Below are 12,466 nucleotides of genomic sequence, written 5' to 3'. Positions count from 1 at the left end.
ATGAACGAGACGCCGAGATTCGATGCCTACCGCCACGCTATTCCAGATGCGCTGATGCCGCCGCGCGACGATCCGTTCGACGCGGCCGTGCCGCCGATCTACCAGACATCGCTCTTCCTGTTCGATAGCTACAAGGAACTGGAGGACGTCTTCGCCGGCCGCTCGAAGAAGCCGATCTATTCGCGTGGTGACAACCCGACCGTGCGGCTTCTGGAGCGCAAGATCGCCGAAATGGAGGGTGCGGAAGAGGCGCGTGCCTTTTCGAGCGGCATGGGCGCGATTGCTGCTGCAGTTCTCGCCTTCGTCGGACCCGGCGATCGTATCGTCACCGTCCGGCACGTCTATAGCGATGCCTTCCGCTTCTTCGAAAAAGTCCTGAAACGCTTCGGCGTCGTCGTCGACTATATCGACGGCACCGATACGCAAGCCATGCTTGCCGCGCTTCCGGGTGCCAAGCTTGCCTATCTCGAAAACCCGACCTCGATGGTTTTCGAGCTGCAGGATCTGACCGCGATCGCCGAGGCCGCTCGCCGCCATGGCGTGGTAACGATGGTCGACAATTCCTGGGCAACGCCGCTCTTTCAGAAGCCGCTCTCCGTCGGTATCGATATCGTCATTCACGCCGCCTCGAAATATCTTGGTGGACAGAGCGACACGGTGGCGGGACTTGTTACCGGCTCGAAGGCGTATATCGACCGGATCAACAGCGAAATCTACCCCTATACGGGTGCAAAGCTCGCGCCGTTCGAAGCATGGCTCGTCCTGCGTAATTTAGAGACACTGCCATTTCGCATGCGCCATCATCACGAAGCCGGGCTCGAAGTGGCGTCCTGGCTCGATGCCCATGCGGATGTGACCAACGTCATGCATCCCGCACTTGGCGACCATGCCGGAAAGAGCACCTTCAGCGGCTTTGGCGGGCTGTTTTCCTTCGAGGTTTCGGACCGCATCGATGTGGCCGATTTCGTCGATGCTTTGCGCCTCATTCGCATCGGGGTGAGCTGGGGCGGGCCGGAAAGCCTGGTGGTACCGGCCAAGGCAGCGCTCAGCATTTCGCCGGAGACTAATGTCTTCGCGCGCTTTGGTGTCAGTGACCGCACGATCCGCCTGAACGTCGGGCTGCACGCTGCCAAGGAGATCATTGCCGATCTCGAGCAGGCACTTGCCGCCGCCAGGCGCTAACTGGCTGCAGCACTCTTGTATCCAGAAAGGGGTGGAGTGACACGGTCGCTCCGCCCATACTATTATTCATTGTTGATCCATTCCCGCCCTGACCCGATCGAGACAAGATGACCATCCCTTCCAATGAAACGTTGAGCGCGCTTGCCGCCGAATATGGAACGCCGCTTTGGATCTATGATGCTGCCGCGATCCGCCGCCGCATCGCGCAACTCTCGGCTTTCGACGTCATTCGCTATGCGCAGAAGGCTTCTTCGAACATTCATATTCTGAAAGAGATGCGCAAAGCGGGCGTGCGGGTCGATGCCGTCTCGCTCGGTGAGATCGAGCGGGCGATGCGGGCGGGCTATTCTGCAGGCACTGTGTCGGGAGCTACTGAAATCGTGTTCACTGCCGACGTCTTCGACCGGCCGACATTGGAACGTGTCATTGCCGACAAGGTCGAGGTGAATATCGGTTCCATCGATATGCTGCATCAATTGGGTGAGCGCTCGCTGGACCATCGGGTATGGCTGCGCATCAACCCCGGCTTCGGACACGGCCATAGCAAGAAGACCAATACCGGCGGCGAGACCAGCAAGCATGGCATCTGGTTCGAGCAGTTACAGGAGGCCGTGGCGCTGACGCGCCGGTATTCGCTGAAGCTTGTCGGGCTGCACATGCATATCGGCTCCGGCGTCGATTATGGGCATCTGCAGCGTGTCTGCGGAGCGATGATCGGCTTCTGCCGCGCGCTGGATGTCGATATCGAGGCCATCTCGGCTGGCGGCGGCCTGTCTGTGCCCTATAGGGAGGGTGAAGAAGAGATCGATCCTGCCCATTACTTTTCGCTCTGGGACAAGGCCCGGCGCGAGATCGAGGCGTACTTTGGCCATCCAATCCGGCTGGAGATCGAACCGGGCCGCTTCCTGACCGCCGATTCCGGTGTATTGCTTGCTGAAGTCAGAGCCGTCAAGATGATGGGCCGCAACCGCTTCGTGCTCGTCGATGCCGGCTTCAGCGATCTCGCCAGACCGGCTATGTACGGCAGTTATCACCATATCTCAGTCATTCCAGGCACAGCGCCTCGCGATACCGCCGGAACAACCTTCCCGTCAGTGGTGGCAGGCCCCCTCTGCGAATCGGGCGATGTTTTCACGCAGACGGACAATGGCACCGTAGAAACGCGCGATTTGCCCGAAACCCATGTCGGCGACTATCTCGTGTTTCATGGCGCCGGCGCTTACGGGGCAACCATGTCGTCGAATTATAACAGCCGTCTTTATGCACCGGAGGTCCTGATCGACGGCGAAACCCATCGCTTGATCCGCAGGCGCCAGACTTTGGATGAGCTGCTTATGCTGGAGGCGCTTTAGGCACGGTCGATCGCAAGGCGAAAGAAGAGCCTCTACTTTGGCCAAGCGAGGGCTTTTCTGCGGTTGCGAAATGAATATAGTGACCACGACCGTGCGTCGTGGCGCTCGGCCGTTCTCACATCGTTACCGGCCGCAAGGCGCGAAAGTTCTGCACCGCTATGCTGGCCTGGCTCGATCAGAAAACCGAAATCGTCGAACACGCCGATCAATCCGCGCAATATTTCGAGCCGGCCCACGCCGCCTATTATGGCGGCAAGCCCGGCCAGCCGCTGAAGCTTATGCTGCAGGCGCGCAGCGACTTTCTGTCGATCTGGCGTCGCGCGGATTATCGCGAGCATGTGGCGGAGTTCAAGCTTCTGGGCCGGCAGCTCGTCATCGTCAATTCGCCCGAGGCTATCCGCTATGTGGTTGCCAAGCGCCATGAGAACTTCGAGCGCAAGACGCCGCAGATGCGACGCGCGCTGGAATATCTGCTGGGTGACGGCTTGTTCATTTCCGACAAAGAGACCTGGAAGCAGCGCCGGCCGCTGGTCTCCGATATCGTGCATAAAAACCGCGTCCCGGCCTTCGGTTCGATCATGCAGAGCACGGCAAGTGAGCTTGCCGACCGCTGGCAAAGCTTGGGCGAGGGCGCTGAGGTCAATGCCTTGTTCGAGATGGCCGGGCTGACGGCGGAGATCATCTCCCGCAGCGTCTTCGGCAATGATCTCGGCGAGGAGAGCGCCAATGCGGTCACCGAAGGCTTTGCGAGCTACCAGTCGCTGGTCGATTCTGTCAATTTCGGCTATTTTCTCGGCTTCGATGAGGGGCTGCCGATCATCAGGACGCCGAGCTTGAACCGGTCGGTGAAACGCATTCACCGCATCATCGATCAGGTGATCGAAGATCATTTAGCAGGCAAGGGTGATAACAGCTCGATGGTCGAACTGCTGATCCGCCGGCAGCAGCGCAATCCCGAGCTGAAACTCGATGTCGTGGCGCTTCGCAACGAGGCCGCCACCATCTTCATGGCAGGCCACGAAACCACGGCGGCAACCCTGACCTGGGCCTGGTATCTGCTCGCAGGGGCACCCTGGGTGGAGGAGGCGGTTCATGCGGAAATCGAGGCTGTCTGCGGTGATCGGGTCCCCTCGATCGACGATGTCGCGAAGCTCGACTGGTGCCGCGCGGTGATCGAGGAGACGCTGCGCCTCTATCCCCCGGTACCGATCCTGGCACGGCAGGCGGCCGAGCCCGACCAGATCGGCGACGTGAAGATACGCAAGGCGGCACTGGTGCTGATCGTGCCATGGATCCTGCATCGCACGGATTCTCTGTTTCCCGAGCCGCATCGCTTTTATCCGGAGCGTTTCCTCGGCGAGGCGCGGCCAGCGCCTTACAGCTATATTCCCTTTGCGGCCGGCCCGCGTGTATGTCCGGGCCTGCAATTCGGCCTCACCGAGGCGATCCTCTGCCTGGCGATCTTGGCTCAACGTTTTCGCGTTCGGGTCAGGGATGGACATAAGGTTCAGCCACAATGCCGTCTGACGCTGCGTCCGCGTGACGGCATGCCCGTGACACTGCATAGGCGCCGGGGATGACGACCGAGACGGACAAGAAAGTTGCCGTCGGAAAGCGCAAGGCCTGGACCTATGAGCCGCCGAAAGCTCCACGCCTTGCCGATTTCGTGGCTGGCGGCGACCGGCGCAAGGCATTTCTGCGCTATTGGCTTTATGAGAATATCGACAACGCGATAGATCTCTTCCTCTATTTTGCCTTCATGCTATTGCCGGCGAGCGTCTGCTCCGACCTTGGCGGTTGGCTCGGGCGGGTTCTGGCTCCGCGATTCCATAAGGGCGCTTATGCGCGCGCCGCAGCCAATCTCAAGATGATCAGGCCCGAGCTTGGCGATGCAGAGCTCGATAAGCTCCTCAGGGCTTATGCCGATTCTCAAGGGCGGCAGATGGCGGAATATTCAGTGGTGCCGAGACTGGCACGGCGGCACGTTCGCATGATTGGCATCGAAGGACTGGTCGAGCGTTGCAGTAAAGGGCCGGTGATCTTCATCGCGCCCCATATCAGTAACTGGGAGGTACTCTGGCATTGCCTTCTCGACATGGGACTCGACGTCACCATGAATTACGACCCGCCCAAACGCCGCTCACGCCACTATATCGTCAACCGCTTGCGCAAGAGGGCGGGTCTTGGAATTTTGAAACCCGGGCGCAGCTTCGTGCGCCCGGCCCTGAGAATCCTGGAGAACGGCGGCAATTTGCTGATGTTCTGTGACGAGGGCTTCAACGGGCATATCCGAGCGCCGTTCTTCGGAAGGCCCGTGCATCTTGAGGGCAATTATGCGCTCATCGCGCGAATGGCTCGAAGGACGAATGCACTGATCTATCCGATTTATATCGTCCGGGAGACGGGGGTGCGATTTGCGCTGACGGCCCTGAAGCCTTTCGTGCTCCCTGAAGGATCAGACGTTAGGAAATATCTTGTTCATGATGTCGCACATTTGAATACGGTAGTAGAACCCATAGTGCGCTCGCACATGGAGCAATGGTATTTTGTCGATAATCGGCTGTAACTGAGAGTAGTGAATCAATCTCCATATTTCGCAGGTAGCCTACGCGCCGGTGGATCGGGAACGCGCCTCCACCCGCTGACACTTTAGTGAACTCCGAAACTTTTGGCTGAGCAATTGAATTGGAAAGCGGCCCAGATCAGGCCTGCGCTGCCTTAAGGGCCGATGGAAGGCTTAACTTGTCCAACCCTATTACCACTTCACCCCCAGATCTTCGTTTAGGCTCAAGCAGACCTCTCATCGGCGCACTCAAGAATAGCGCGCCGCGATCTGTCGCAGCTCGGGCATTCCCGATTTACTGCCGGCCTTATCCGCCCAATCCAGAAAAGCATGGATGCGGCGGGCCACCTTTTCGGGGTGGTGCTGGCTGATGTCGGCGATGCGATGGTCTAGAAAAGGATTGAGGAAGCGGTCGAGTGTCGTAGCGACATAGGCCTTCGCCTCGTCGCCCATGCCGTTTGCGGCAAAGCCGGGCAGCACTTCGTTTTCGTAGAGAGTATCGAGTCTCGCCCTTACGCCCTTGTCGGCCAGTATGGCGCGCACGGTTTCGTCCGCCGGACGACTTTCGCGCTGCCAGATTTCGGCAAGGAAGGTGTGGCCGAGATTGAGGATATGCAGTTTCAGGCGCTCATAAGGGGCGAGATCGTCGGTCAGTACGATGCTTGGATGGTGGCATGGCGCGCGGACACCGGGCGCGCGTTTGATCGCCCACAGGGCATAGGGTTCGGCAACAGCGCCGATCGGCTCGATCGGCTCGGAAACGATGCGATCGACCAGGGTGTCGGCGAAGGCAGCGTGGCCGTCGAGCCAGGTATAGAATTCAGCCGGCACATCGTTGAGCCGGGCGCAATCGATGACCGTCTGTTTCAGAACGCGGCCGTTGCCCGTCATCAGTTCGCAAGGAAGGATGACCAGGGGGCGCCCGGAGGCCTGCCAGCGTCTGACGAGGAGCGCGGCAAGCTTGGCGGGGAAAGATCGCGGAACCTGGCCGTTTGTGACGAAGCGGTCTTCCTCCGGCCATGTCTGGTAGCCGGTTTCGCCGGTGTTGGAGATGACGAATTCCGCATCCTCGGCAAAGAGCCTTGACAGCTCCCCCCAGTGTTCGACTGCAGAGAGGCCGCGATCGACGCTCATGACCTGGACGCTGCGATCGACGGGTTGCCCATCCGACATGCCGCGTATGATGACGGGATAGCCAGCCGGATTGCCGAAGGCAGCGACGCGCCCGCTGCGGCTGCTGGCGCCTGAAACCTGAACGACAGCAATGGGACCAGCATCCTGGCCGGATTGTCGTGCCTCGTGCACGAAGAATGCCGCATGCGCCTGCAAGAACCGGCTGGTGCCGAGCTGGATGATCCGCGAGCTCACGCCACTTTCCTCCCATATTCGATGTTGATGAATAGGACCGTCCGGCTGAGGCAACATGCAACTTTCATGCAGTCCGGCCGGCTTCTGTTTTTTATCTATAGAAAACAGCGAAACCATGAGCAGTCAATGTTTTTATGGAAGTGAATGCAGGTTGGGCTGCCGCAGCAGCTCGAGGAGCACGGACTCGATCGCGTATTCTTCGATTGTTTATTCAGTGACCCGTCATGCCTCGCCGTTGCCGGCAAAATGACGATCAATAATGGAGCCGCGGCGCGATCGGATCTCTCCCGCAGCTACAGTAACCTCTATTCCCCACATTCGAGACTGATCTCCTTGTGAAAATCGAAGAAAATCTCACAAAAACTGTGATTTTGTCATATTTTGCTGTTATGTTTGTACGGGAGGATGTCTGCATGCCCTGTTTGCCGGATTGTAGCGTAGTCACATACTGACGGCGCACATCTCCATAACGAGGTCGGGCAAATAGCAACATCCACGCGATCTTAGCCGCCCATCATGACCCAGGGGAGAGTTGAATGGCACGTATCACCTTAAGGCAATTGCTCGATCACGCCGCTGAAAACGGCTACGGCGTTCCAGCTTTCAATATCAACAATATGGAACAGGCGCTCGCCATCATGGAAGCGGCCGATGCGGTCAACGCGCCCGTGATCATGCAGGCGTCGAGGGGGGCCAGGGCTTATGCCAACGACATCATGCTGAAACACATGATGGACGCAGTCGTGGAAATCTACCCGCATATTCCCGTCTGCGTGCATCTGGATCATGGCAACGATCCCTCGAGCTGCATGACGGCGATCCAGGCCGGCTTCACCTCGGTCATGATGGATGGATCTCTGAAGGCGGATGCCAAGACGCCGGCAGATTGGGACTACAATGTCGGCGTGACCAAGACGGTGACCGACATGGCACATCTCGGCGGCATTTCCGTCGAGGGTGAGCTTGGCGTGCTCGGCTCGCTGGAAACCGGCATGGGCGAAGCTGAGGATGGTCATGGGGCGGAAGGCAAGCTGTCTCATGATCAGTTGCTCACCAATCCGGACGAGGCGGTTAAATTCGTGCGCGAGACCAAGGTCGACGCGCTGGCGATTGCCATGGGCACCTCGCATGGCGCCTATAAGTTCACGCGCAAACCGGATGGTTCGGTGCTGGCGATGAGCGTGATCGAGGAGATCCATCGCAAGCTGCCCAATACCCACCTTGTCATGCATGGCTCCTCCTCGGTGCCCGAGGAGTTGCAGGAGATCATCAACAGATACGGCGGCAAGATGAAGCCGACTTGGGGCGTGCCGGTCGAAGAGATCCAGCGCGGCATCAAGAACGGCGTACGCAAGATCAACATCGATACCGATGGCCGGATGGCGATGACGGGCCAGATCCGCCGCGTGCTGCAGGAGGATCCGAGCGAGTTCGATCCTCGTAAATATATGAAGCCCGCTATGGCTGCACTGACGAAGCTCTGCAAGGAGCGCTTCGAACAGTTCGGCACGGCCGGCCACGCTTCGCGTCTCCAGCCGCTTTCCGTTGCCGAAATGGCCAGGCGTTACAAATCCGGTTCGCTCGACCCGGTTTTCTCCTGAGCCAGATGATCAGCGTGCCGCCGGGCCTGCCGCCTGGCGCACGCTTTCTTCGCTCAGCGTCTGGCCGTGAAATTTCGACAGCGATACAACGACATCGTCGATCTCCTTGGCCAGTCGCTGTGCGTCCCACTGCAGGGCTGCTGCAGCGATTGCACCGATTTCGCGTAATCCCTGGATCGTCAGCAGGCCCTCGATCGCCATGGTCGTACGCCGGAAGACGATGTCGGAGAGATGTACGACCATCTCCTGCCGCGCGATCCAATCGATCTCGAGCGCGCTGTGGCGGGGTGCGCCGCTGATGCGTTGGCCGTCTTTATAGTCCGAAGGGCGAGTGAGAATAGCTGCGGCAGTCGTACCGTATCGGCTGAGCAGCTCGTCCGCTCTGCTGGCTTCGACGCCGGCCTTTGCCGCCACTGACTTGCTCCAGCTCGCCCGCTCATCGAAATTGACCGGGAAATCCCGGCCGCCGCCGATCGCAAGCCGCTCCGTGGACGTCTTGCGGCTGCGTTGAAGACGCGCCAGCACGGTATCGGCAACCTCTTCGGCAAAGCCGCGGAACGTGGTCCATTTGCCGCCGACCAGAGAAATGATCGGAAAGGGACGTCCGACCTGCGGCTCGAAGACGGGTGCGGAGTGATCGCGGCTGATCAGGCCCGGTGACGAGGCGTCCGAGGCGGGCAGGGGGCGGATGCCGCTATAGCTGTAGGTCACCTGATCGCGGTCGAAGCGCAGGCTCGGAAGGAGCGACCTGAGGCTGTCGAGAAAATAGTCGATCTCCGGCTCTTCGCAGCGAACATTGTCTGGATCGTCGCAAGGGATATCGGTCGATCCTACAAGCGCCTGGCCGAGATAGCCGTAGACCAGGCAGATGCGCCCGTCATCGGCTTCGAAATAGATCATGTGGCCGTTGAGGCTGCGCACCAGTTCGGGATGATCGAGCAAGATATGCGATCCCTTGGTGCCGCCGATCAGATGGGCGGGTGCTCCAAGAGCCGCGTTGACATGATCGATCCATGGACCGGCGGCATTGATCACGAGCTTCGGCTTGGCCGAAAAGGCATAGCCGTCCGCGCGCTGGAAGGTCAGCAGGCCGTCGGCTGACGAAACAAGCCTTGTCGCATTTGCGGCAAGCGAGCCCTTGTTTGCCTCTAGCCCGTCATTGACGAGCTCGTAGACCAGTCGCTCCGGCCGGCTGATCTTGGCATCGTAATAGATACCGCCGGCGACGATCTCAGGCGTGACATGCGGCATTTCCTTCAGCGCCCGGCGCTTCAAAAGGAACCGGTGGCGCGGCATGACACGGTTGCGCGAACCGAAGAAGTCGTAGAGCGCGAGCCCGATCTTGATAAGCAAGGCGCCACGGCTGCGCGGGGCGGTGGTCGAACCCGTCAGCGTGCGTAGGGCTGCCCAGATGCCGCGTGTCCATGAGAAGATCGGCACGAAGGTCGGCAGTGCTTCGACGCAATGCGGCGCGTTCCTGAGCAGAAGGTTTCGCTCAAGCGCCGATTGCGCGACCAGGCCGAATTCGCCTGTTTCCAGATATTTCAGGCCACCATGGATCAGCCTGGATGGCGCAGCACTCGTTCCCGAGCCGAAATCTGATTTATCGACGATCAGGCAGTTGATGCCCTGCAGCGACAGATCGCGAAACAGCCCCGCGCCATTGACGCCTGCGCCGAGGATGACAACATCGACATCTCCGTCTTGAAGCTGCGAGAAGCGTTGTTTCAGATCGGTGGTCCTATCGGTCATAACATCATTGTCCTGGTGAACTGCCGCGACAGAGTCTTCTCGCGCGGCGCAATTTTGGTTTAGGCTTGGGAGTGCTGGGTCGCGAGATTGCCGATCCGCGGCCAGAGCGGCGTCATTGCTTCAGCGATGTCGCGGAAGAGGTCGTAGCGGACGCGATAATCGGCGCTGCGGGCGGAATCCGGATGATAGGTTCTGGCGATCTTGCCGACATCGCGCGGATCGCTTTGCGGGCTGGCATAGACACCGATCCCGACACCGGCGCAAAGCGCGGCCCCCCAGGCCGCGGCTTCGTCGGTTTCGGTGACGGTGACCGGCATGCCGAGCACGTCGGCAAACATCTGCACGACGATCGGACTGCGCGAGACGCCGCCTGCCAGCCTTGCCTGATCGAAAGAAAAACCGTCGCTTAGGGCATCGACGTGAATCTTATGGTTGAAGGCGATGCCTTCGAGGACGGCGCGCAGCATATCGCCGCGATCATGCCAGCCGCCAAGCCCGAAAAAGCTGGCGCTTGCCTCAGCGCCATAGGGGGAGCCGAACAGATAGGGGTGGAAGAGCGCGCTCGATGGCCGGTTGAACGCCGCCTCGATCTCGGGGCCGAGCACGGCATGGATCGACTTGCCCGCTGCTTCCGCGCTTGCAATTTCTCTGGCGCAGAGCTTGTCGAGGAACCATTCGTAGTTCGCCGACGACGCCGGCGAGATTGACATGTTGTTCCATTGGCCCGGTGCAATGGCATTGCGGCAGAACCAGCGGCCGTCGACGCGCGGTTCCGAGGAGAGCGTCTCGTTGATCGAATAGGTGCCGGCAATAACGGCGACGACGCCGGACGCATAGCCGCCGGCTCCGAGGGCTGAGGCGGTCACGTCGTGCAGGCCGGCAACGACGGGCGTATCTTCGGCAAGGCCGGTTCGCTTCGCGACGGCTTCTGTCACGTATCCTACGATTTCGTCGGATCGCGAGACAGGTGGCAAGGCACCCGTCACCTCGGCAATGCCGAAAAGCTCCAGGGCATCTGCAGAATAATCCTGCGTCGAAACATTGGTGAAGGAGGTGCTTGCTTCGGTACGGTCGGTACCGGCAACGCCAGTCAGGCAGAACCGCAGCCAGTCCTTGCAGCTCAAAATGTGGCCGATTTCAGCAAAGCGCTCGGGCTCATTGACCTTGATCCAGGCAAGGAGCGCCGATGGGGCCGAGACATGCGGCAATTGACCGGTCAGCTTCAAAGACGCTTGGGCAACAGGAGTCTTCAACCATTGTTCGACAATCGATCCGGCGCGGCTGTCGAGCGAAAGAATGGCGCGTCCGAGCGGCTTCTTTGCCTTGTCGAGCAGATAGATGCCGTCGCCGTGCGCGGTTGCGGCAATCGCCTGGATATCGCTTGCCGGGCGGTTGCTGAGCCTGATCGCCTCGGCAATGGCGTCGGCCGTCTGGTTCCAGAGTTCGTCCATGTCCCGCTCGACATGGCGTGCCTTCGGCATGAACTGGGTCACCCGACGGCGCGTAACGGCAAGCGGCGTTCCGTCAATGTCGAAGATGACGGCTTTGGTGACGGTCAAACCGCTGTCAATTCCGAGCAGACTCGGCATTCCCGTGACTCCTGATCATGAACGAAAAGAGGTGGCCGTTGCGGGCTTCAGCCTCACGATCGCTCCTTGTCGCCTTTGGCGACGACCACGTTGATATTCTTGTTGCGCATACGCTCCAGATGGGCGGCGGGTGTCTTCTCGTCGACGATGACGACATCGAATTCACTGAGATGCGCGAAACTATGCAGCGCCCGCCGTTCGAACTTCGTATGATCCATCAGCAAGATGCGCTTGGCGGCACTATCGAACATCGCGCGCTTGATATCGACGATCTCGGGCGACTGATGGAAAACGACGTCGTCGATGATGGCCGACATCGAGATGAAGGTTACATCTGCGCGTAAACGATTGATTTCGTTGATCGTCATCCGCCCCATGAAGGCGTTGCACCAGTTATAATATTGCCCGCCGAGCGCCAGAAGCGTCACGTCATGCATATCCTTCAGCGCATTCATCAGCGTCAGCGAATTGGTGATCGCCGTCAGAGGAACCTTGGCCGGCAGCTGCGAAGCCATCTGCAGGACAGTGGTGGAATCGTCGAGGAAAATTGCCTGGCCAGGCTCGATGAACTGCATGGCAGCCGCGGCGATCATCTTCTTTTCGCTTGCCTGCCGGTTGGCGCGATAGACGTCGCTCGATTCGATCAGGCTGGTCGCTGCGGCCGATACGATGCCGCGCGTCTTGCGGAACAGGCCTCGGCTGACCAGTTCGTCGACATCGCGATGAGCCGTCATCAGGCTGATGCCGAAGCGCTCAGTCAGATCCTCGATGCGCATCGAGCCTTCCGCCATGACGGCTTCGGCGATCATCTGGCGCCTGGCAATCTGGCGCGAATGCCGGCTGTCGCTCGGCAGCTCGTCTTGCAGGAATGATACGGGGCTTGTCTTGTCTGTCACTTTGGCCTCTGACGCTGAACCTTGCGGAGATTAACTTGCCGCAGCGAACTTCACGTTATAGAAAAAGATATAAAGAACAGTTCGCTATCAGAGTTTCTGCAAGTTCTGTCTAATGTTGAGCCAGGGTGCCGCCCGCCGCGGTCTAGGGATAGGGGCGCCGAGT

Annotated in this window: 9 protein-coding genes; 5 read left to right on the top strand and 4 right to left on the bottom strand. The window is 59.6% G+C overall.

Annotated elements, in window-relative coordinates; all coding sequences use genetic code 11:
- The 4 genes from GDN47_RS06675 (at position 1) to GDN47_RS06660 (ending at position 5,100) form a co-directional block, all read left to right on the top strand.
- Positions 1 to 1,182 carry a PLP-dependent transferase gene (locus GDN47_RS06675; RefSeq protein ID WP_152092871.1) on the top strand — a complete coding sequence of 394 codons (1,182 nt, stop codon included), beginning with the start codon at positions 1 to 3 and terminating at the stop codon, positions 1,180 to 1,182.
- 107 nt (positions 1,183 to 1,289) lie between these two features.
- Positions 1,290 to 2,534, top strand: coding sequence for a diaminopimelate decarboxylase (lysA, locus tag GDN47_RS06670; protein ID WP_152092870.1), 1,245 nt, complete (start codon positions 1,290 to 1,292; stop codon positions 2,532 to 2,534).
- 98 nt (positions 2,535 to 2,632) lie between these two features.
- Entirely contained in the window at positions 2,633 to 4,114 is a 1,482-nt protein-coding gene (locus tag GDN47_RS06665; protein ID WP_233789787.1) for a cytochrome P450, read from the top strand.
- An 86-nt stretch (positions 4,115 to 4,200) separates the two neighbouring features.
- Positions 4,201 to 5,100 carry a lysophospholipid acyltransferase family protein gene (locus GDN47_RS06660; protein WP_233789785.1) on the top strand — a complete coding sequence of 300 codons (900 nt, stop codon included), beginning with the start codon at positions 4,201 to 4,203 and terminating at the stop codon, positions 5,098 to 5,100.
- 246 nt (positions 5,101 to 5,346) lie between these two features.
- On the opposite strand, the gene GDN47_RS06655 is transcribed toward GDN47_RS06660, so the two are convergent.
- Positions 5,347 to 6,465, bottom strand: coding sequence for a mannitol dehydrogenase family protein (locus GDN47_RS06655; RefSeq protein WP_113352443.1), 1,119 nt, complete (start codon positions 6,463 to 6,465; stop codon positions 5,347 to 5,349).
- 536 nt (positions 6,466 to 7,001) lie between these two features.
- Between GDN47_RS06655 and fba the strand changes: the two genes are divergently transcribed.
- Complete coding sequence (gene fba / locus GDN47_RS06650; RefSeq protein WP_113352441.1) at positions 7,002 to 8,066, top strand: class II fructose-bisphosphate aldolase; 1,065 nt, start codon at positions 7,002 to 7,004, stop codon at positions 8,064 to 8,066.
- Between the two features lie 9 nt (positions 8,067 to 8,075).
- On the opposite strand, the gene GDN47_RS06645 is transcribed toward fba, so the two are convergent.
- From GDN47_RS06645 to GDN47_RS06635, 3 genes are read right to left on the bottom strand one after another with little or no spacing between them, the layout of a single operon-like run.
- Positions 8,076 to 9,818: a glycerol-3-phosphate dehydrogenase/oxidase gene (locus tag GDN47_RS06645; RefSeq protein ID WP_152092868.1), complete on the bottom strand. Its 1,743-nt coding sequence runs from the start codon at positions 9,816 to 9,818 to the stop codon at positions 8,076 to 8,078.
- Between the two features lie 59 nt (positions 9,819 to 9,877).
- Positions 9,878 to 11,407, bottom strand: a complete 1,530-nt coding sequence (locus tag GDN47_RS06640; RefSeq protein ID WP_152092867.1) for an FGGY-family carbohydrate kinase — start codon at positions 11,405 to 11,407, stop codon at positions 9,878 to 9,880.
- Between the two features lie 53 nt (positions 11,408 to 11,460).
- Positions 11,461 to 12,216: a DeoR/GlpR family DNA-binding transcription regulator gene (locus tag GDN47_RS06635; RefSeq protein WP_350223831.1), complete on the bottom strand. Its 756-nt coding sequence runs from the start codon at positions 12,214 to 12,216 to the stop codon at positions 11,461 to 11,463.
- Positions 12,217 to 12,466 lie beyond the last annotated feature (250 nt).

Source organism: Martinezella dioscoreae, assembly GCF_009176305.1.
In the GTDB taxonomy this organism is placed as follows: domain Bacteria; phylum Pseudomonadota; class Alphaproteobacteria; order Rhizobiales; family Rhizobiaceae; genus Rhizobium; species Rhizobium dioscoreae.
This window is presented reverse-complemented; position numbering and strand designations above follow the sequence as displayed.